This window comes from Streptomyces sp. NPDC055400 (assembly GCF_053644375.1).
Window position 1 is genome coordinate 204,923 of the sequence record NZ_JBSHLM010000009.1, and the last position, 20,902, is coordinate 225,824.

The window sequence follows — 20,902 nt, forward strand, 5'->3', positions numbered from 1 at the left end:
ATGGGACTGAACGACGAGGTGGGCCGCAGACTGAAGCGGCTGCGGCAGGACGCCGGCCTGTCCCTGTCGGAGCTCGCGCGCCGCTCGGGCGTCGGCAAGGGCACGCTCTCGGAACTCGAGACGGGCCGGCGCAACCCCACCCTGGAAACGCTCTACGCCCTGACCACCGCCCTCGGCCGCCCGGTCAGCGCCGTCCTCGACGACCCGCCGCCCGGCGTCGCGGCGGGCGCGGGCGGAGTCTCCGGCAGCGCCGTCACCGCGGTCCTCCTGGAGCGGTACGAGGACGAGGGCGCGGCCACCGACGTCTTCCGCGTCACCATCGCCGCCGGCGCGACGCAGAAGTCGGCCGCGCATGTCCCGCACACCACGGAGAGCCTGATGGTGCTCTCCGGAACGGCGGTCGTCGGCCCGCCGGACGCGCCGCAGACGGCCGGACCTGGCGGCCACGCCCACTGGCCGGCCGACGCCCCGCACTTCTACAGCGCACCGGACGGCGACGTGCAGGGCATCCTCTTCGTCCGGTACCCGAAGGACGCGTCTTCGAAGGACCCTTCCTTGGAAGGGTCTTAGAGGTCCGGCAAAGGTGTTGGACGTGGCGGTGGCCTTCGCCGACCAGCTGCTGTCGCGCGCAGGCCGGGCCGGCATATTGCCCTGGCGGAAGAGCGCGCGTCAGGGGCAGATATCCGCGACGGGGTTCGAGCAGCCGCACGCGAGTCTTTCGCCGGGCAAGCAGATTGAGCTGAGGGAACGGCAGTCGGCACTTGTCATGCCGGATGACGAAGACGATGGAGCACCGCCGAACAGGACAACGGTGAATCTGGACGCAGGAACCGTGGTCGTCCGAATGCCGCGCCTCAACCAGGAGGAGCACGGCCCAGCCGCTCTGCATGCCGCCGAGCCCCTCGGCCCGTACCCCGGCCGGTTCGGTTCACAGACTGCGGACCAGTCCGCCGTCGCAGCGCAGTGCGGTCCCGGTGATGTACGAAGCAGGGGCGCCGCACAGAAAGGCCGCTGACGCTCCGAACTCGGCGGGGGTGCCGTACCGGCCCGCGGGGATCGTGGCCTTGGAGGCGGCCTCGACCTCGGTGACGGGACGCTGCTCGCGTTCGGCCCGTGCGGCGTCCAGCGCCGCCACCCGGTCGGTGGCGATCCGCCCGGGCAGCAGCAGGTTGACGGTGACTCCGTCCGCCGCCACCTCGGTGGCGAGGGTTTTCAGGTACGCGGCCAGGGCGGCCCGCCCGGCGTTGGAGAGGGCGAGCCCGGGCAGTGGCTCGGCGATCCCGCTGGAGCCGATCGCCAGGAGGCGGCCCCAGCCTCGGCGCCGCATCGCGGGCAAGGTCAGTGCCACCAGCCGCTGTTGGGCCAGCAGCAGCGAGTCCACCGCAGTGGCGAGGTCGCCTGTGTCCAGGCCCGCGGCGGTGCCTGGCCGGGGGCCAGGTCCGTTGAGGATCAGGATGTCCGGGTCGCCATAGGCTTCGCGTGCCGCCTCGACCAGCGTCTGCGGCCCGCCCGGGGCGCAGAGGTCGGCCTGGACTGCGACCGCTTCGGGCAGCCGGGCGGCGATCTCCTCGGCGAGCTCGCCGCGTCGCCCGGCCACCACGACCGAGGCTCCTTCGGCGGCCAGCGCTTCGGCGACCGCCCGGCCCAGGCCGCCGGTGGAGGCGGCGACCAGTGCGACACGGCCGCGGATGCCGAGGTCCATCAGCGCACCTCCTCGGGCAGCGCGGCGAGGTGCCGTTCCAGCTGCGGGACCAGGGCCTCGGGCAGCGGCGGGGCGGGCGGCCGCACCGCCGCCTCCGTGATCAGGCCGCGCCGCCGGACGGCCTCCTTGCGCAGCGCAAGCCCGATCCCGGCCTGGGCCTCGAAGTTGACGAGCGGCAGATACGGCAGGTAGGCCTCCCGGGCCGCGTCGTGGCCGCCGCCGCGCCAGGCCTCGACGCAGGCGATCAGGCCCTCGGGGCAGGAGAAGCCGGTCATCGCCCCGGCGGCGCCGGCCGCCAGTTCGTCGAGCAGGCCAAGGCCGCCCAGGCCGCCGAAGACCGGCACGTCGAGTTCGGCGGTGAGCCAGGCGACGGCCGCCGGGGTGGGCGGCGCCTCGGCCTTCACCGCCACCGCCGACGGGACCGCGTGGACGGCGCGCACCAGGTCGGTGGCGCGGATGGCGACCCGGCTGGTCTCCGGGTAGTCCTGGACCACGATCCCGGCGCCGGTGGCGTCGTGGACCGCGTTGAGGTGGGCCGCGGCCACCTGCGGATCGGGCGAGTTGACCTGCACCATCAGTCCGGCGAGACGGTCTCCGACCACCTCGCGAACCAGCCGGGCCTCCTCGAGCACCGGTGCGGTGGCGAGTCCGGTGACACCGACGACCAGCGGCAGGCCGACCGTGTCGACCACCGTCTCCAGCACCGTGCGGCGCTCCCCGGCGGAGAGCCGGGCGGCCTCGCCGAAGACTCCGAGCACGGTCAGACCGGTGGTACCGATCCGTTCGTAGTGTTCCACCAGCCGGGCCAGGCTCGGCTCGTCGACCTGAAGATCGGGGCCGGCGAAGGGCGTGGCGACCACGCCCCACACGCCGGATGCGAGCTTCTCGGGCATCAGTGGGTTCCCCGCTCCCCTCATCGTCCCGGCCAGACCGGCGGCCGCTTCTGCTGGAAGGCGAGCACGCCCTCCTTGCCGTCCTCGCTGTCGAGCGCCGCCATCAGCGCCGGGGTACGCAGCTTGTGGGCGTCCTGCGGCGAGAGCCCGCTCCCCCGCTGGACCATCTGCTTGATGGCCCGCAACGAAGTGGGGGCACAGGCGAGGATGTCGGCTACCCAGCGGTCGACGGCCTCGTCCAACTGCCCGGCCGGGACGACCTCGTTGACCAGGCCCATCCGGTGCAACTCTTCGGCGGAGGCGCGACGGCCGGTGAGCAGCAGCCCCATCGCCTGGGTGTGCGACAGCCGGCGGACCAGCTGGAAGACCCCGCCGTCCAGCGGGATCCGGCCGACCCTCGGCTCGGTGAGGCCGAACCGGGCGTGGTCGGCGGCGATGACGATGTCACAGCCGAGGACCATCTCCATGCCGCCGCCCAGGGCATAGCCGTTGACGCGGGCGATCACCGGGACGTCGAGGGTGGTGCGCAGGCCAAGACCGCCGAAGCCGTTGGGGTCGAGGCCGGCCCAGTACTCCAGACCGGTCTTCTCCACCGCGTCGGCGGACATGTCGGCGCCCACGCAGAACGACCGCTCCCCCGCACCGGTGACGACGACCACCCGGACCTCGGGATCGGCCTCGATCTCGGCCCAGATCTCGCCAAGACGGGTGTTGGTCTTGATGTCCACCGCGTTGAGCACGGCGGGGCGGTCGATGGTGACCCGGGCGATGTGCCCGTCGCGGATGTAGCGGACCTCGTCGGTCATCGCAGCACCTTCTTCTGGCGGAGCAGTTCGATCTGCGCGGCGGTGTAGCCGAGTTCGCCGAGTACCTCGGCGCCGTGCTCGCCGAGCCGCGGCGGGACGCGGCGGACTGTGGCGGGGGCGGCGGAGAGGTGGAGCGGGGCGTTGAGGGCGCGGATCCGGCCGGCGACCGGGTGGTCCATCTCGACGATCATGTTGTTGACCGTGGTCTGCTCGTCGTCGAGGGTCTCCTCGAGACTGCGCACGGGGGCACAGAGGATGTCCTCGTCCTCGAGTCGCTTGACCCAGTAATCGGTGGAGTTGTCGGCCACGGCCTCGGCGAAGATCCGTTGCAGTTCGGGGCGGTGAGCGAACTGCAGGTCGAGGGTGGCGAACTCGGGGCGTTCGCCCAGGTCCTCGTCGAGTTCAAGGGCGCGGCTGATGTGGTGCAGCGGGTCGGCCCTGAATCCACCCACCATGATCAGCGCGCCGTCAGTGGTGCGGAACACCCCGGTGAGCGGCATCGCGGCCCAGTTGATCTCGGAGCCGCGGTTGAGTTGCTGGCAGGCCTCCTGCATCTGCATGTGGAGCATCGAGTCGTACATCGACACCTCCACCTTCTGCCCCTCACCGGTTCGGTCGCGGTGCAGCAGGGCCAGCAGGATGCCCTGGAGCAGATGCATGCCGGTGGTGTAGTCGCAGAGCGTGGTCGGGTAGAGGGTGACCGGGTCGTCCTCGGACACCCGGCGCCACATCACTCCGCTGTATGCCTGGGCGATCGCGTCCTGCCCGCCCTTGTGGGCGTACGGGCCCTCGGTGCCGAACCCTGTGCCGGAGGCCCAGATGATCGCGGGGTTGACCGCACGCAGCGCCTCGTAGCCCAGGCCGAGGCGCTCCATCACTCCGGCCCGGAAGTTGCTCACCACGACGTCGGCGGAGCGCACCAACTCCTGCACCGCCTGGCGGCCCTCCTCGGTGCGGGTGTCGATGGCGATGCTGCGCTTGTTGCGGTTGATGGACAGGAAGATGGGGTTGTCCAGGCCGGCCTCGTCCGGGATCGAGGTCCGGGAGATGTCGCCGGTGCCGGGACGCTCCACCTTGATCACGTCGGCGCCGTAGTCGCCGAGCAGCTGGGTGCAGGACGGGCCCATGAAGACCTGGGTGAAGTCGATGACGGTGATGCCGCTCAGCGGCTGTGCGGCGGCGGTCATGCCACGGCCTCCTCGGTCTGGTCGACCGTCGTGTTCTCGTCGAGGGTCGCGTTCCGCGCGGGTACGTCACCGGGGTCGGCGCCCTGCTCGCGCATCCGGCGCTGGATGACGGCCGGGTCCACGTTCCGGACCACGACGCCCTGCTCCACCGCGGTGGCGGCGGCGATGCCGGCCGCCTGGCCCATGGCCATGCAGGGCGGTATCTCCCGGGACATCCGCTGCGCCTCGGGCGTGGCCGAGTAGTGCCGTCCGGCGACCAGCAACTGGTCGACGCCGCGCGGCAGCAGAGCGCGGTAGGGGGTGTAGTAGTCGCGGCCGCGCGCGACGCTGTCCGCGAAGTGGCGGCGGGAGGTGACGTCGTCCTTGGTGACCACGTACTCGCCCTGCAGCAACCGGGTCTGACGGACCCCCATCTGCTCGGCGACGTCGAGCAGATAGGCGTTCCCGAAGCCGGGCAGGTCGGACTTGATGGAGTCGAGGACCGCGCCGATCCGGGCCCGGGCCTCGAACTCGGCCTCGGTGAGGGAGACCGGGTCGGTGCCGTCGAAGCCGGTCAGATGCGGGCAGTTGCACCAGACGACGCCGGGGACGGGGGTCTTGAGCCACCACAGCTCCCAGGCTCCGCCGAGCATCCGCTTGATCTTGCGATTGATGGCGCGGGCTTCGCGCGGGTTCTCCTGCTCGAAGCGCTCGGCGGTCGCGGTGTCCACTCCGCCGAGCCGGAAGACGAGGGTGACGAGGTAGTTGTCCTGGGCGTAGGAGGCGCCGGCCCGGGAGGCCACGTCGATGTCGCCGGTGGTGTCGATGACCACGTCGCCCATCACCGCCTGCGGGCCGGACTTGGTCTCGCAGACCACACCCTTGACCGCGCCGTCCTGGACCACCGGCCGGGAGAACCAGCTGTGCAGCCGCAGATTGACCCCGCTCTCGCGGACCAGGTCGTTGGACACCCGCTTCCAGCCGTCCGGGTCGAAGGCAACGGCGTAACAGATCGGCTTGGGGTTGGTGTGGGAGTGGAAGTCGAAGGCACCCCAGCGCCCCCACTTGGCCCACATCTCGGGTGAGGAGTAGCGCTCCTCCGCGGGCGGGTAGACGGCGAGGCCGAGCTTGGCCATCCGCTCGACGTACTCGTCGACGATGCCGGTGACGGTGATCTCGTTCCCGTTGATCATGTCGTCGAGGACCAGGACCATGCCGCCTGAGGCCAGGCCGCCGAGGGCCGAGTAGCGCTCCAGCAGGGTCACGCTTGCCCCGGTGCGGGCGGCGGCCACGGCCGCGCTGACGCCGGCCGGTCCGCCGCCGACCACGATCACGTCGGACCGCTGGACCACTGGTGCCTCGACGGCGTCGAGAGAGACGGTCTGGGGCATCTGGCTTCCTTTCAGTTCCCGACGCGGACGGCGCCGCGGCGGAGGACGAGCACGTAGAGCAGGACGCTGAGCAGGCACAGGACCGCGCCGTAGACGGGGAACGCCCAGCCGGCGCCGTGGTCCTGGAGCCACAGCAGGAGGTAGGGGGCGGTGCCGCCGAAGCCGGCCACGCCGATCGCGTAGCCGAGGCCGACGCCGGTGACCCGGCAACCGGTCGGCATCAACGTGGCGGCGACGGTGTTGTAGAGGCCCATGGTGAAGGCCAGCACCGGAGCGCCGACGAGCATCACCACGGTGAACATCGCCATGCCGGGCCGCTGGTAGGCGAGCACGATGAAGATCACCGGCACCACGGCGAGCCGGGACGCGATGAAGGTACGGGAGATCCGCTTGCTGTCGGCGAGCCGGCCGACCAGCGGATAGAGCACGGCGACGCAGATCCCGGCGAGAGTGGAGACCAGGAAGACGTGGTCCGCGTTCTCGTGATGGGCCGAGCGGGCCAGGTTGGGCAGTCCGGTGGTCCAGGTGTACTGGATCGCCTGGGCGGCGGCCACGACGAAGATGATCGTCAGGAGCGCAAGGCGGTGCCGCCAGACCTCGGCCCAGACCTGGCCCACCCGGGCCGGCTCGGCCTGCTTCTCGCCCGCGGTGTGCAGCGTCTCTGGAAGAGCGCGGCGCAGCCACAGGAAGACCAGGCCGCCGACGGCGCCGACCGCGAACGGGATGCGCCAGCCCCAGGAGGCCATGGCGTCGGGCGCGATCACCGAGCTGGTCAGGAAGCAGACCAGCGACGCACCGACGATGCCGACTTGGACGTAGATGCTGATGGTGGTGCCGAACCGGGCGGTCCTGCCCTCGGGTGCCAGTTCCACGATGTAAGCGGAGTTGAGCGGCGCCTCGATGCCGGTGGACAGCCCCTGCAGGATGCGGCTGGCCAGCAGGATGACACCGGCCCAGACGCCGATGCTCGCATGGCTGGGAAGGAGCGCGATGACCAGGCTGGACACCACCATGGAGCCGATGGAGAAGAGCATGACCGCGCGCCGGCCGATCCGGTCGGCCAGGGTGCCGAAGACGATCGCACCGAGCGGCCGGGCGGCGAACCCGACCGCGAAGACGGCCAGGGCGGACATGGTCTCGGACACGGAGCTGCCGGACGGGAAGTAGAGCGGACCTATGTAGGAGGCCAGCAGCCCGTAGACCATCCAGTCGTACCACTCGACGGCGTTGCCGCCGCCTAGTGCCAGGAGAGCGCGACGGTGGGAGAGGGAGGGGTTTCCGGTGGCGACAGGGGTTCTGCCGATGAGCGATGCCATAGCGGGGCACCTCATGGGGAAGGCGCACGGACTGACGCCGTGCGGTACCGGCACCCGGGCCTGCGGCCGGGGCGTTGGAGGAGGCGCACGGAACGAGGCCGTGCGGTACCGGCGCCCGGGCCTGCGGCCGGGGCGTTGGGGACGGGGACCGGGCGGGGCCCGTTCCTACCAGCTGGGCGGAGTGATCACCCAGATCGAAGTGGCGGGCTCGTCACCGGGGTTGACGTACCAGTGAGGCGTGCTGCACGAGTAGGTGATGGAGTCGCCCGCCTCGAGCCGGTGACGGACGCCGTCGAGATAGACGTCCTTCACCCCCGAGAGCACGATGCCGAACTCCTCGCCGTTGTGACGGAAGGGGGTGGCGCTGGTGTCGTGGCCCGGCTGGGTGACCACCCACAGGACTTCCAGCGCACCGTTGAGTGAAGGGCTGAGCAGTTCGAAGCGGTCGCCGTCCGCCGCGTCCGAGCCATGGAAGACGAGGCTGCGGCGCTCATGGGCACGGACCACCGGGCTGACCTGCTCGGCGAGATGGAACAGCCGCCCGATCGCGACGTCCAGGCCGTGCGCGATCTGCACCAGGCTTGCGAAGGAGGGATTTCCCTTTCCCCGCTCGACCTGACTGATCAGACCGGTACTGATACCGGACCGGCGGCTGAGCTCGTCCAGAGTCAGACCGGCCTGCTTGCGCAGGGCCTTGATCTGCAGGCCAACCGTCGCGGCCATCACATCGAGGTCCGGCCGGCCGCCCGGCATCGGTGTGTCGGTTTCGTGCACGGTCTCCGCCTGTCCCTGGGGGATGCTCGCCTGCGACATATTGAAGACCTTCACGATGGTGAAAACAAGCCCTCCTGCTCAAACTTCGCGGCCGGGCGGTCATCCCACTGAGAACCAGCAGCACAGGGCCACTTGACGAGAGCCTGGGGCGACTGGGCGAGGCGCTGCGCCGATCCGCCCGGAGGGTCCGCGGACCTCTAGATCGTTTACGGCACAGCGCTCAGGTCCCGGCACCGGGAAGGGAGATGGAGCGGAACATGTCCTCGCCGAGCTGATCCCGGATCAGACGGTCGATCCTGTCGGCTTGCGGAACATGGACAAAGGGCCTCGACGAGTTCACCCGCGGCAGGCACGCCCAGCCGACGGTCATCCGTCGCACTGCCTGCGGCCCTCACGTCCTGGCAGGTTCCGCCGCCACGCCTTCGTCCGGTCCGGATCGCTCGCCGAGCAGCCGCGCGGCAGCACCGAGACGGCGACAACTCCCGTGATCCGTAAGACCCTTCGGCCCGCGCCGCATCGCCCGCGCTTCACACACCCCGCCGGACAGCCCGTCGCGACGGCCGCGGGTCCGGCATCCGGCCACCTCACGACCATGGTCACGTCGCATCGTATGCATGTACCTTGCAGACATTTGAAAGGAGCTGACAGGCGCATGACGCAAACCACCCCCTCCACCACCGGCTCTCCCTCACCGGTGTCCCGCCGCCTCGAGGGCCTGCGGCCCGGCCCCTGGCACCGACGGCTCACGGCGATCGTCGGCATCGGTGCCTTCTTCGACCTCTACGAGGTGTTCCTCGGCGGTGTACTCGCCGCCGCGCTCACCGAGCCCTGGCATCTGACCCAGACCCAGAAGTCGTGGATCATCGCCGCCGGATTCCTGGGGATGTTCGTCGGCGCCAACGTCATGTCACTCCTCGCCGACCGTTTCGGCCGACGCCGGATGTTCCTGGTCAACCTCGCCACGTACTCCGCGTTCTCCCTGCTGTGCGCCGCCGCGCCCGACGTGAACTGGCTCATCGCGGCCCGGTTCCTCGCCGGACTCGGGCTCGGCGCCGAACTCGTGCTCGTCGACACGTACCTCTCCGAGCTGCTGCCGACGGCCGTGCGCGGACGCTACATCGCCTGGGCCTACACCGTCGGGTTCCTCGGTGTGCCACTGGCGGCGCTCCTCGGCGCGCGCCTGGTGGCCGAGCACGAGATCGCCGGGGTCTCCGGATGGCGCTGGCTGCTGGTGGCGGGCGCGTTCGGCGCCTTCTGCATCCAATGGATGCGGCGCACTCTCCCCGAGTCCCCGCGATGGCTGGAGGCAAAGGGACGGCGCGCGGAGGCCGAGGCCATCGTCGCGCACATCGAGACCGTCAACGAACCGGGAACTGCTGGTACACGCCCCGCGCCACGAAAGGCCGAAGCCGAGACCGATGCGGTCCCCACCGTGCGGGTTCCACTGCGCCGGATGTTCCAGCCGCCCTACCGCCGCCGCACCGTCATGTGGTGGATCTTCCAGGTCCTGCAGACCGTCGGCTACTACGGTTTCGGCTCTCTGGCCCCCGTCGTCCTCGCCGCCAAGGGCCACTCGACGACCGCCTCGCTCGGGTACGCGGCGCTCAGCTTCTGCGGCTACCCGCTGGGTTCCGCTCTGTCGATTCCGCTCATCGAGCGGTTCGAGCGCCGCACCCTCATCGTCGTCGCCGCCCTCGGCCAGGCCTTCTTCGGCGTCCTGTTCGGGTTCGCCGACGCGGCCTGGCTGATCGTAGGAAGCGGCTTCCTGCTGACACTCTGCAGCAACGTCTTCTCCAACGCGTTTCACGTCTACCAGGCCGAAATCTTCCCCACCAACCTGCGCAGCAGCGCCATCGGCATCGCCTACTCACTGTCGCGGCTGGTCTCCGTGATCCTGCCGTTCGTCGCACTGAGTGTCCTCGACGACCTCGGCGCGACCGCGGTGTTCGCCGGCTCCGCCGCACTCATGGTGCTGCTGTGCCTCAACGTGGGGCTCCTCGGCCCCAAGACGAAGGGGCTGGCGCTGGACGCCATCTGAACCCTCACCACGCCCAACCGGCCGCGCAAGACGATGGATTGACGGAACGACACCGGAAGGGCAAAGATCGACAGGTACTGAATTGACAACGTTGTCGTACGAGAGGATCGCGATGAGAGCGCTGAGACGCGTGTTCACCGCCTTGTTGATCGTCACCACTATGGCCACGGCCCCCGCCGGCGTCGCGAACGCCGAGGGGCAGGGAGCGAAGTTCGCTGATGACCCCACCACGCTGGTCGACACATCGATCGGCAACAACGGTGACGGGACCACCTTCCCGGGCGCGGCCGCGCCGTTCGGCATGGTGCAGCTGAGCCCTGACACGCAGCTGAACAAGTACGCCTCGTACGACTACGCGCAGGACACCATCCTCGGCTTCAGTCACACGCATTTGTCGGGCGTCGGCTGCCAGACGATGGGCAACATCCGGTTCATGCCGACCACCGGTGCGGTCACCTCGTCCGACCCGGCGCAGTACGGTGCGAAGTTCCGTCATGACAACGAGACCCGCGCGCCCGGCTACTACGGCGTGAAGTTCGACAACGGCATCAAGGCCGAGCTCTCCGCCACGCAGCGGACCGGCCAGCACCGCTACACCTACCCCGGCGGATCAGGCTCCGAGAACGTGCTCATCGAGGCCGGCGAGAGCAACGGCAGCACCTACGCCGGCGATGTCAAGGTGGTCGGCAACGACATCGTGGAAGGCTGGGTCCAGGGCGGCAACTTCTGCGGCGAGACCGGCAAGGAGCGCTACCGGGTCTATTTCAGCGCCAAGTTCGACCGGACGTTCTCGAAGTTCGGCACCTGGACCGACGGCACCCTCACGCCGAACCAGCGTGAAGCGTCGCGCGGCACCAAGCGCGCCGGTGCCTGGCTGACGTTCGACCCGGCCAAGGGCGAGCAGGTCGGTACGTCGGTGGGCCTGTCCTACACCTCGGTCGACGGCGCGCGCCTCAACCGCGGGGCCGAGCAGCCCAAGTCGTTCGACAAGGCCCGCGCCGGCGCGCACGACGCCTGGCGGGGCGAGCTGAACCGGATGCGCGTGGCCGGCGGCAGCACCGCCGACCAGCGCACGTACTACAGCGCGCTCTACCACTCGCTGCTGCACCCCTCGATCGGCTCCGACGTCGACAACCGCTACCGCGGCTTCGACGACAAGGTGCACCGAGCTGATTCCACGTACTACCAAATGTTCTCGCTCTGGGACACCTACCGCTCGCAGAACCAGCTGGTGGCCCTGCTCAACCCGGACAGGGCCGCGGACATGGCCAAGTCCGTGCTGCACATCTACCAGGACGGTGGCTGGCTGCCGCGCTGGGGGCTCGGCGGGGGCGAGACCAACGTGATGAGCGGCGATCCCATCACCCCGTGGATCGTCGACATCTACCAGCGCGGGCTGCTCGACAAGCACACCTCGCACCAGCTCTTCGACGCCCTGTGGAAGAACGCCAACGAGGTCCCCGCCGACCAGTCGATCTTCCGTGGCCGTGACGGCAATCCGTCGTACGTCAAGAACGGCTGGGTCGGCTACCGGAACCTGCCCGGCTACCTGTACGGCGACAGCCGCCAGTCGGGCTCGGCCACGCTCGAGTACGCACTCGGCGACTGTGCGCTGTCCACGATGGCCGGCGACCTGGGCCACCAGGACAAGGCCGCGACACTCGCCTCGCGTTGCGACAACTTCGCCAAGCTGTGGAACCCGAGCGTCACGTCGCAGGGTTTCTCAGGGTTCCCCGTCGCCAGGAACGAGGACGGCACCGTCGCCGGTGATCCCGACCCCACCCAGGCCGGCGCGTTCCACGAGGGCACCGCATGGCAGTACCAGTGGCTCGCCCAGCAGGACCCGCAGACCCTCTTCGGTCTCATGGGCGGCCGGTCGGCTGCGGAGCAGCGGCTGGACAAGTTCTTCGACATGCCGACCGTTCTCACCGACCCGGCGAAGGCCGCCTCGGAGTCGTGGGTGAGCGGCGCGTACGACTACCACAACAACTTCGCCTTCAACCCCAACAACGAGCCCGACTTCCACACTCCGTGGATGTACGCGTGGACCGGCGCCCCGTGGAAGACGTCCGCGGTGCTGCGTGCGATGCGGACGCTCTTCACCGACGACGCGTACGGCATGCCCGGCAACGACGACCTCGGCGCCACGTCGTCGTTGCTCGTCTTCGCCATGGCCGGCGTGTTCGAGGCGCAGCCCGGCTCCGCCAACTACATCGTCACTGCGCCCATGTTCGAAAAGGTCGAGATCCGGCCCGAACACGGACGCGAGATCAACATCGAGGCACCGGGCGCCGACGCGTCGAAGCTGCAGTATGTGTCCTCCGTGAACACGGGCAAGGGCACGTTGCACCAGAGCTGGCTCTCCCACAAGGATCTGCTCAGCTCCGGCACGATCAAGATCGACCTTTCCGGCAAGCCCACGACCTGGGGCGTCAGCACCGCCCCGCCCGCCATCAACCAGAACTGACGCTGTCGGCTGCGGCCCCTCCACACAGGGGCCGCACGCTGCGAGCGGAAACCTACCCAGGCAGTTCCGTGCGCTCCCACCACTCGTACACGGGCAACAGGCCCTGGGAGGTCTCCTCCTGACGTGTTGTGACCTTGAAGTGCTCGTAACCCCCGCGCAAGGGGATTTTGATGTCGAGCCCGGGCTCGGAGACGGAGACGATCCGCTCAGGAAGATCGTCAGGACCGCCCTCGAGAACTGCTTTCATCGCGTCGACCATGACCCGATCTTCCCCGCAGGCCCTACCGGCTCCTTCATGACGCGCCGACACGTCTGCCACTGCCCTCTTTCGGTGCCGGCGCCCGCTCCGGTTCAGCTCGACGTACACGTGGGGGTGCGCAGCACCGTGACGTCCCTCGGTGGGAGCAGCAGCGCTCCCCCGGCGTCCCGCTCCGCTCCGCCCGCCAGGAGGTCCCCGGTGAGGCCGGGCAGCGGCACGGGTTCGTCCGTCCGGTTGACCAGGAACAGGTAGCGGCTCCCGGCGTCGTGCCGGACGGCCAGTTCGACACGTCCTCGGGCAGGTTCCGGAAGTTCGCTCTCCACGCCGGCCGCGGCGAGGAGTTCGGGCAGCAGCGTGGCGAGACCGTCGGTCCCGAGGCGGGTGGAGACGTACGTCGCCGAGCCCTGGCACACCGTCCGGCGGGTGACGGCGGGGCGGAGCGCGTACGTGCCGGTGCGGTAGCCGGCGAGGATCTCCACGTCGGGGCCGTCGACGGTGATCCGGTCGGTCCACAGACTGCCGGTGGTGGAGTTGTCGAGGTCGACGGTGTCGCCGTCCAGCAGCGGGCCGAACTCTTCGATGCGAATGCCCAGCAGTTCGCGCAGGGCGCCCGGGTAACCCCCGAGCCAGACGTGGTCGTTCTCGTCGACGACACCGGAGAAGTACGTCGTGACGAGGTGGCCGCCGGTCTCGACGTAGCGTGTGAGCTCCTTGGCGAGGGTCGCTGGAACCACGTGCAGGACAGGCGCGATCAGCAGGTCGTATGTGCCGAGGCCGGCCTTCGGCGTGACGACGTCGGCCCGGATGCCGAGGCCGAGCAGGGCGGAGTACCAGTCGAGCGCCTCCTGACGGTAGTCAAGACGGGAGGTGGGGTGCGAGTCCTGTTCGCTCGCCCACCACGAGTCCCAGTCGAAGAGGATGCCGACCCGGGCCGGCTCGCGCGCGGCGCCCGCGAGGGGGGCCAGCGATGTCAGCGTCCGCCCGAGGCTCGTGACCGCGCGGAACACCTCACTGTCGGGACCGGCGTGCGGGACCATCGCGGAGTGGTACTTCTCGGCCCCGGCGGCCGACTGGCGCCACTGGAAGAAGCACACGGCGTCGGCGCCGTGCGCGACGTGCAGCAGTGAGTCGCGCGCCAACTCCCCTGGTTTCTTGGCGAGGTTGACCGGTTGCCAGTTGACGGCGCCGGTGGAGTGCTCCATGAGAAACCACGGCCGGTGTCCGGCGACACCACTGGTGAGGTTCGCGGAGAACGACAGCTCGTCGCGGTCCTGGGAACCGGGCTGTGTGTAGTGGTCGTTGGAGACGAAGTCGACCTCGTCCGCCCAGTCGCCGTAGTTCATGCCCTTGGTGCCGCCCATCACCATGAAGTTGCTGGTGACCGGGATGTCCGGGGTGATCCCGCGCAGCACGTCCCGCTCCGCGCACAAGTGCTCCTTGAGCGCGTCGGACGAGAACCGCTTGAAGTCCAGCTGCTGGGTGGGGTTGGGGTGCGACGCCGCCAGCCGTGGAGGCAGGATCTGCTCCCAGTCGCTGTAGCGCTGCGACCAGAAGGCCGTGCCCCAGGCGTGGTTGAGGGCATCGAGGGTGGTGTAGCGCCGGCGGAGCCACATGCGGAAGGCGCGGGCCGCGTCGTCGGAGTAGTCGTAGATGTTGTGGCAGCCCAGCTCGTTGTTGACATGCCATGCCACCAGCGCCGGGTGGGTCGCGTAGCGCGTCGCCATTTCGCGTACGAGGCGCAGCGCATGGGCGCGGAAGACGGGCGAGGTGGGGCGCCAGTGCTGACGCGCCCCCGGCCACACCGTCTCACCGGACGCGGTCACCGGGAGGATCTCCGGGTGTGCGGAGGTGAGCCATGGCGGCGGGGACGCGGTGGCGGTGGCCAGGTCGACACCGATGCCGCCCGCGTGCAGGAGGTCCATGACCTCGTCGAGCCACGCGAAGTCCCAGGCGTCCTCGGCGGGTTGGAGGCGCGCCCAGGAAAAGATCGCCAGGGAGACGGTGTTCACGCCGGCCTCGCGCATCAGCCGGACGTCCTCCTCCCACACCTCGCGCGGCCACTGCTCGGGGTTGTAGTCGGCGCCGTACACGAGGTGGGGGATGCCGTCGCTGCCCGGTGCGTACGGGAAGCGGGACGGACGGGGGGCGGTCATGCGGGTCCTTCCGTGGAGCGGGTGCGGCGGGCGGGACGGGTACTACTTCTGGACGGTGAAGCCCTGTTCCGTGCCGTACTTGACGGAGGCGTCCTGCCACACTGTGAGGCCCTGCGACAGCTTCGTGCCGGAGATGTACGCCTTGCCGACGGTGTCGTTGAAGATCGAGTTGGCGTACACCTGGTAGGGGAGGTACTTCCAGTCGGCAGGGACGTTCTTCGCGGACTCGGCGAAGACCTGGTTGGCCTTCTGGCCGCCGAAGTACGGGAACTCGGTGTTCTGGAACGCCGGAGAGTTCAGGTCCTTGGTCGTGGCGGGGAACGCGCCGTTCTTGATGCGGGTCTGCACGCCCGCGCCGGAGTTCGCGTACTCGACGAAGGCGTAGGCGAGTTCCTTGTTCTTGCCGAGCTGAGGCAGGGCGAGCGAGCTGCCGCCGTTCTCGGCGCTGCTGTTCGCGCCCTTCGTCCACTGGGGCAGCGGGGCGGCGCGCCAGTCGCCGGCGGCGCCCTTCACACCGGACGCGAAGTTGGCAGGCATCCATGCGCCGGTGGGCAGGGTGGCGATGGTGCCGTCGCCGAGGCCCTTGTACCAGTCGTCGCTCCAGCCGACGACGGGCGCGACGAGCTTCTCGTCTATGAGCTTCTGCCAGGTCTCGGTGTACTTCTTCGCACCGGCGTCGGCGAAGTCGATGCCGACCTTGGTGCCGTCGACCTTGTAGGGGTGCGAACCGGCCTGCCACAGAAGGCTGGTGGTCAGGCCGGCGTCACCCAGGTCGCTCGTGATGTACGCCTTCGGGTCGGCCTTGTGGAGCTTGCGGGCAGCTTCGACGTACTCGTCCCACGTCGTCGGCACAGCGATCTTGTACTTGTCGAAGACCTTCTTGTTGTAGAAGAGCGCCATCGGGCCCGAGTCCATCGGCAGGCCGTAGATGCCGTCCCCGGACTTCACGGAGTTCCAGGGCCCGGGCGAGTACGAGCCGGCGAGCTTGTCGGCGCCGTAGGGCTTCAGGTCGGTGACGGACTTGGTCAGGGCGTACTGGCTGAGCGCGTAGTACTCGAGCTGCGCGACGTCCGGAACGCCCTTTTTCGCGGAGATGGCGTTCTGCAGGGCCTTGTACTGGTCGTTGTTGGTGCCGGCGTTGACCAGTTTGATGTCGACCTTCGGGTACTTCTTCTCGAAGTCGGCGGCGACCTGCTTCAGGGTGGGCTCCCACGCCCACACGGTGACGGTGCCGCCCTTCTTCAGGGCCGCCCGGAGGCCGGCCGAGGAGACATGTTTCCCGCTGGAGCTGTCGTCGTCGGAGCCGCCGCAGGCGGTCGCGCCGAGGACGAGGGCGCAGACAATTCCGGTGCCGCGCAGCAGGCGGCGGGTGTGCTTGGGCATGGCGATGTGTCCACTTCTACGTGGTCCTACGGAGGGATTTCTCAGGGGTGACGCGGGAACTGCCCCACGGCGGCTACTCCTTGACGCTTCCGGCGGCGAGCCCGGACTGCCAGTACTTCTGGAGCAGGAGGAAGGCCGCGACCAGCGGCACGATGGTGAGCAGCGACCCGGTGACGACCAGGTTGAAGACGGCGTCACCGCCGGCCGTGGACGCCTGCTTGTTCCAGCTGTCGAGACCGAGGGTGAGCGGGTACCAGTCGGGGTCCTTCAGCATGATCAGCGGGAGGAAGTAGTTGTTCCAGGTGGCGACCGTTGTGAACAGCAGGACGGTGACCGTGCCGGGTGCGAGGAGCGGCAGCGCGACCTGGAAGAAGGTGCGCAGCTCGCCCGCACCGTCGATACGGGCGGCCTCCATGAGTTCGGTGGGGATCGCCTCGGTGGCGAACACCCACATCAGGTAGAGACTGAACGGCGAGATGAGGGACGGAATGATGACCGCCCACGGGGTGTCGGTCAGACCCAGCTTGCTGAACATCAGGAAGGTCGGAACGGCGAGGGCCGTGCCCGGCACGGCGACGGCACCGATGACGACCGCGAACACGGCACGCTTGCCGGGGAAGGCGAACTTGGCGAGCGCATAGCCGCCTAGGACCGCCAGGAGGGTGGCACCCCCCGCGCCCGCCACCACGTACAGCAGGGTGTTGAGGAGCCAGCGGAGGAAGACGCCGTCGTGGTACGTCAGCGTCTGGCTGATGTTGTCCCACAGGGCGAAATCCCCGTCGAACCACAGGCCGAAGGACCGGGCGAGGCCGTTCTGGGTCTTGGTGGCGCTGATGAGCAGCCACACCAGTGGGAGGAGGCTGTAGAGCAGGACGACGGCGGTGAGCACCGTCAGCAGGACACTGCGCTTGGGGCGCCTTGGTGTGTGGAGGTGGCGGGTGGTGCGCAGTCGCGGGGCACTGGTCTTCAGTGGCGTCGCGGGGCGGGAGGCGGTGGTGGTCGCTCCGGTCAGCTCCGTCATCGGGGGTCACGCTCCCTTGCGCATACCGCGCAGCTGGACGACGTAGGCGACGGCCATGGTGATCGCGCCCATGACGATGGCGACAGTCGCGGAGTAGTTGTGCTGCTGGCCGGAGAAGGACAGCGAGTACGTGTAGTAGTTCGGGGTGTAGTCGGTGGTGATGTCGTTGGGCGCGAGCTTCTGGAGGATCGCGGGCTCGTTGAACAGCTGGAAGCTGCCGATGATCGAGAAGATCGTGGCGATGACGAGTGCGCCGCGTATCGCCGGCAGCTTGATCGCCGATATGACGCGCCACTGGCCCGCACCGTCGATCTCCGCCGCCTCGTAGAGGGAGTGCGGGACGACGCGCAGCGCGGAGTAGAAGATCAGCATGTTGTAGCCGACGAACTCCCAGGTGACGATGTTGCCGATCGACGCGAGGATCAGGCCGGACGAGAGCGGGTCGGGCAGTGAGATGCCGAGCGCGTCGTTGATGTCGCCGACGAGGCCGAAGCGGGTGCCGTACATGAACCCCCACATCAGGGAGGCGACGACGGCAGGCACGGCGTACGGCAGGAAGACGGATATCCGGAAGAAGTCCTTGCCGTAGAGGCGCCCGCTGTCCAAAGCGAGCGCGACGAGCAGGGCGATGCCGAGCATGACCGGCACCTGGACGAGCAGGAACAGGCCGACGCGTGCCACACCGTCCCAGAACTGACCGTCGTGCAGGGCCTGTTGGTAATTGTCGAGGCCCACGAAGTGAGTGCCGCCGATGAGCTGGGTCCGGAAGAGACTGAGGTAGACGGAGTACGCGAGGGGGGCCAGGAACACCAGGGCGAACACCACCGCGAACGGGCCGATGAAGCCCCAGCCGGTCCAGGTCCGGCGTTGCCGCCTCGCCGGCGGCTGTGCCGGGCGCCGCCGGGCGGCCGCCGGCGGGTGAAGCGTCGTCATGTCGTTCCTCGCTCGTCCATCGCGAAACCGGCGCCGTGCGCCGCGCAGGGTCGAGATGTTTGCGTAAACATCACGGACGGCACGAAGCCCTCTGGATGTTATGTTTACGTAAACATCGGGTGGCGGAATGTCTACACTGCCCCCAAGGCGACGGTCAAGAGTCGGCCCGTACGACACGGTGGGAGAGGGAGACGGTGGCAGCAGGGGACAGCACCTCGCCGCAGGGCGTGGCGGAATCCGGGGCAAGGACGACGGACCGGGCTGCCCGCCGGAAGCAGAGCGTGTCCATGGCGGACGTCGCCCGTGTCGCCGGAGTCTCGTCGCAGACCGTGTCCCGCGTCTCGAACGGCTTTCCCGGCGTGAACGAGGAGACCCGGGAGCAGGTGCTCGCCGCCATGAAGGAACTCGGCTACCGGCCCAACAGCGCCGCACGCGCCCTCAAGCGCGGCGAGTTCCGCACCATCGGCGTCATCACGTTCACGCTCTCCACGACGGGCAACATCCGCACGCTGGAGGCCATCGCCACCTCGGCGGCGCAGGAGGGGTACGCGGTCACACTGCTCCCCGTCGCCGTACCCACGCAGGACGAGGTGCGCGGCGCCTTCTCGCGGCTCGGGGAACTCGCCGTCGACGCCGTCATCGTCATCATGGAGGTCCACCTCCTCGACGCGGCCCGCCTGCCTCTGCCGCCGCACATCAACGTCGTCGTGGCGGACTCGGACGCCGGGGACCGCTACACCGTCGTCGACACCGACCAGGCGGGCGGATCACGCGACGCCGTGGAACACCTGCTCGGCCTCGGCCACCGCACGGTGTGGCACCTCGCGGGACCCGAGGAGTCGTATGCCGCACAGCGCAGGACCGACGCCTGGCGCGCGGCCCTGACCGACGCGGGACGCGAGACGCCACCGCTCGTTCGCGGCGACTGGTCGGCGGATTCCGGCTACCGCGCCGGCCTCCGACTCGCCGAACAGGACGACTGCACGGCCGTGTTCGTCGCCAACGACCAGATGGCCCTCGGCCTGCTGAGGGCACTTCAGGAGCGGGGCCGCAAGGTGCCGGGCGACGTGTCCGTCATCGGCTTCGACGACATCCCGGAGTCCGGCTCGTTCCTGCCGCCCCTGACCACCGTCCACCAGGACTTCGCCGAGGTGGGACGCCTCTGCGTGGAAGGGGTGTTGCGGCAGGTCCGCCAGAGCGGGACCGAGCGCGGCACGACGCTCGTGCCCACACGGCTCGTGGTGAGGCAGAGCACGGCGCCGCCGCCCGTAGCGGGAGGGCACATCCCGACTCACCGATGAGAGACGCCCCCTCATGTCGCGGGATCCCCCGGCGACATCGCGCGCCTCGTCGAGTTCTACGAGAAGGCCACAGGGGTGCCCGCGACATGGGTCACCGAGGACTTCGCTGCACTCAACACCCCGAGCGCCACCCTCGCGATCGGCGGCACCGGCTCATCCCGGTTCCGGGCGGGCTGGAGACGTCAGATGGTGGAATCCGCCGTTCCCGGCACGCCGGGGGTACGCGGGCGACCCAGGCGGTCGTGGAGGACCGCGAAGGCTGTGCACGTGAGGGGGAGGGTCAGTGCCGCGGTGACCAGGATGCCGACGATGACGGGGGCGAGGATGCCGGCGTAGTAGGCGGCGAAGAAGTTTCCCGTGGCCTGTTCGAGGACGTTGCGCACGAGGGGGCGCAGTGGCAGGGCGAGCTGCACCACCAACCGGAGCGTCCCGGCGGTGAGCGCGGCCAGCGGCAGTGCGAGGGCGAGGACGCGGGGCGCTCCGGCGCGCGTCCACGTCAGCGACCAGGAACGGCGCAGGGCCGCGCGGGGGCCGAGGCCGTCGGCCGCGGCGGCCGGAGCGAGAGCGAGGGCGAGGCGCAGCAGCACGGCGGCGAACGCGGCCGCCATCGGGGAGTTGGCGACGAGCGTGTGGGGCCAGGATCCGGGTGCCAGGGGCCGCGGGGTGTCGAGTTGTCCGCCGGTGAGGCTCTGTGCCACGAAGACAGCGAGCACCGGCAGGGGCCATACGACCAGGCCGCGCAGCATGTACACGGCGAGCACCGGTCGCAGCCGCGTGGCGAGCGCGGCACGCGACCCGTCTCCCTCCGAGGGCACTTGAGTCCCCGCTTTGACGGCCCGGGAGCACACACTCTGCAGGGCCGCGCTGCCGGTGCCGAGGAGGAGCAGGAAGAGCGGGAGCGTGCCGAGGGCGACCAGGGCCAGACCGGTGTGGTCGTGCAGGTAGGGGTCCTCGACGTGGTGGTACCAGATGCGTTGGTTCCGCATCCGGGTGAAGACAGGCCAGGAGAACGCGAAGATGGCGGCCGTCGTCAGCAGCCCGGTCAGGCCTGACAGGCCGATGACGCGTGCCGTCGCACCCGCCAGAGTCCCCCGGTGCCGCCGCAGGACGGCGAACGCCGTGGCGGTGACTCCGCGTTGCGGATCCGCGCCGGCCGGCGGCGGCGTGCGGTGGTGCTCTGTGGTGCGCATCATGGGGCGAGCCTTCTGTACGTTCCGGGGGCCGTTCCCGGTAGGGACGCGGGGCGAACCGGGCGCGGTTCTCCGTGCCTCTGGCCATGACCGACCTCATGGGCCGCCG

The 20,902-nt window shown here is 69.6% G+C and carries 17 protein-coding genes and 2 pseudogenes; 6 read left to right on the forward strand and 13 right to left on the reverse strand.

Going from position 1 to position 20,902, the window contains the following annotated elements; all coding sequences use genetic code 11:
* Entirely contained in the window at positions 1–570 is a 570-nt protein-coding gene (locus ACWIGU_RS24420) for a helix-turn-helix domain-containing protein (protein WP_454403820.1), read from the forward strand.
* A gap of 13 nt (positions 571–583) precedes the next feature.
* Positions 584–853 (forward strand): annotated as a pseudogene (locus ACWIGU_RS24425) (DUF6191 domain-containing protein); the annotation flags it as partial.
* 75 nt (positions 854–928) lie between these two features.
* Here the strand turns inward: ACWIGU_RS24425 and ACWIGU_RS24430 are convergent.
* The 7 genes from ACWIGU_RS24430 to ACWIGU_RS24460 all read right to left on the reverse strand — a co-directional run bounded on the left by ACWIGU_RS24430 (position 929) and on the right by ACWIGU_RS24460 (position 8,087).
* Positions 929–1,702 carry an SDR family oxidoreductase gene (locus tag ACWIGU_RS24430; RefSeq protein ID WP_454403821.1) on the reverse strand — a complete coding sequence of 258 codons (774 nt, stop codon included), beginning with the start codon at positions 1,700–1,702 and terminating at the stop codon, positions 929–931.
* Positions 1,702–2,595, reverse strand: coding sequence for a dihydrodipicolinate synthase family protein (locus ACWIGU_RS24435; RefSeq protein ID WP_454403822.1), 894 nt, complete (start codon positions 2,593–2,595; stop codon positions 1,702–1,704). The genes ACWIGU_RS24430 and ACWIGU_RS24435 overlap by 1 nt, the downstream gene beginning before the upstream one ends.
* Before the next feature lie 20 nt (positions 2,596–2,615).
* Positions 2,616–3,401: an enoyl-CoA hydratase-related protein gene (locus ACWIGU_RS24440; RefSeq protein ID WP_454403823.1), complete on the reverse strand. Its 786-nt coding sequence runs from the start codon at positions 3,399–3,401 to the stop codon at positions 2,616–2,618.
* Positions 3,398–4,588 (reverse strand): CaiB/BaiF CoA transferase family protein, encoded by a 1,191-nt coding sequence (locus ACWIGU_RS24445; RefSeq protein WP_454403824.1) that lies wholly within the window; start codon positions 4,586–4,588, stop codon positions 3,398–3,400. The genes ACWIGU_RS24440 and ACWIGU_RS24445 overlap by 4 nt, the downstream gene beginning before the upstream one ends.
* Positions 4,585–5,958: an FAD-dependent oxidoreductase gene (locus ACWIGU_RS24450; RefSeq protein WP_454403825.1), complete on the reverse strand. Its 1,374-nt coding sequence runs from the start codon at positions 5,956–5,958 to the stop codon at positions 4,585–4,587. The genes ACWIGU_RS24445 and ACWIGU_RS24450 overlap by 4 nt, the downstream gene beginning before the upstream one ends.
* 11 nt (positions 5,959–5,969) lie before the next feature.
* Positions 5,970–7,274 carry an MFS transporter gene (locus tag ACWIGU_RS24455; protein ID WP_454403826.1) on the reverse strand — a complete coding sequence of 435 codons (1,305 nt, stop codon included), beginning with the start codon at positions 7,272–7,274 and terminating at the stop codon, positions 5,970–5,972.
* 165 nt (positions 7,275–7,439) lie between these two features.
* Positions 7,440–8,087 (reverse strand): helix-turn-helix domain-containing protein, encoded by a 648-nt coding sequence (locus tag ACWIGU_RS24460; protein WP_454403827.1) that lies wholly within the window; start codon positions 8,085–8,087, stop codon positions 7,440–7,442.
* A gap of 613 nt (positions 8,088–8,700) precedes the next feature.
* On the opposite strand from ACWIGU_RS24460, the gene ACWIGU_RS24465 reads away from it, so the two are divergent.
* Positions 8,701–10,086 (forward strand): MFS transporter, encoded by a 1,386-nt coding sequence (locus ACWIGU_RS24465; protein WP_454403828.1) that lies wholly within the window; start codon positions 8,701–8,703, stop codon positions 10,084–10,086.
* A gap of 112 nt (positions 10,087–10,198) precedes the next feature.
* Positions 10,199–12,553, forward strand: coding sequence for a GH92 family glycosyl hydrolase (locus tag ACWIGU_RS24470; protein ID WP_454403829.1), 2,355 nt, complete (start codon positions 10,199–10,201; stop codon positions 12,551–12,553).
* Positions 12,554–12,605: 52 nt separating this feature from the next.
* On the opposite strand, the gene ACWIGU_RS24475 is transcribed toward ACWIGU_RS24470, so the two are convergent.
* The 5 genes from ACWIGU_RS24475 to ACWIGU_RS24495 form a co-directional block, all read right to left on the reverse strand.
* On the reverse strand, positions 12,606–12,812 hold the full coding sequence (locus ACWIGU_RS24475) for a DUF5988 family protein (protein ID WP_454403830.1): 207 nt from the start codon (positions 12,810–12,812) through the stop codon (positions 12,606–12,608).
* A 92-nt stretch (positions 12,813–12,904) separates the two neighbouring features.
* Positions 12,905–14,965 carry a beta-galactosidase gene (locus ACWIGU_RS24480; RefSeq protein WP_454403831.1) on the reverse strand — a complete coding sequence of 687 codons (2,061 nt, stop codon included), beginning with the start codon at positions 14,963–14,965 and terminating at the stop codon, positions 12,905–12,907.
* 42 nt (positions 14,966–15,007) lie between these two features.
* Entirely contained in the window at positions 15,008–16,348 is a 1,341-nt protein-coding gene (locus ACWIGU_RS24485; protein WP_454403832.1) for an ABC transporter substrate-binding protein, read from the reverse strand.
* A 73-nt stretch (positions 16,349–16,421) separates the two neighbouring features.
* Positions 16,422–17,369, reverse strand: a complete 948-nt coding sequence (locus tag ACWIGU_RS24490) for a carbohydrate ABC transporter permease (protein WP_454403833.1) — start codon at positions 17,367–17,369, stop codon at positions 16,422–16,424.
* 6 nt (positions 17,370–17,375) lie between these two features.
* Complete coding sequence (locus ACWIGU_RS24495) at positions 17,376–18,302, reverse strand: carbohydrate ABC transporter permease (RefSeq protein ID WP_454403834.1); 927 nt, start codon at positions 18,300–18,302, stop codon at positions 17,376–17,378.
* 287 nt (positions 18,303–18,589) lie between these two features.
* Between ACWIGU_RS24495 and ACWIGU_RS24500 the strand changes: the two genes are divergently transcribed.
* Positions 18,590–19,603, forward strand: coding sequence for a LacI family DNA-binding transcriptional regulator (locus ACWIGU_RS24500; protein WP_454403835.1), 1,014 nt, complete (start codon positions 18,590–18,592; stop codon positions 19,601–19,603).
* Positions 19,604–19,639: 36 nt separating this feature from the next.
* Positions 19,640–19,753 (forward strand): annotated as a pseudogene (locus ACWIGU_RS24505) (VOC family protein); the annotation flags it as partial.
* A gap of 32 nt (positions 19,754–19,785) precedes the next feature.
* Here the strand turns inward: ACWIGU_RS24505 and ACWIGU_RS24510 are convergent.
* Positions 19,786–20,796 (reverse strand): hypothetical protein, encoded by a 1,011-nt coding sequence (locus ACWIGU_RS24510; RefSeq protein ID WP_454403836.1) that lies wholly within the window; start codon positions 20,794–20,796, stop codon positions 19,786–19,788.
* Between the last annotated feature and the right edge of the window lie 106 nt (positions 20,797–20,902).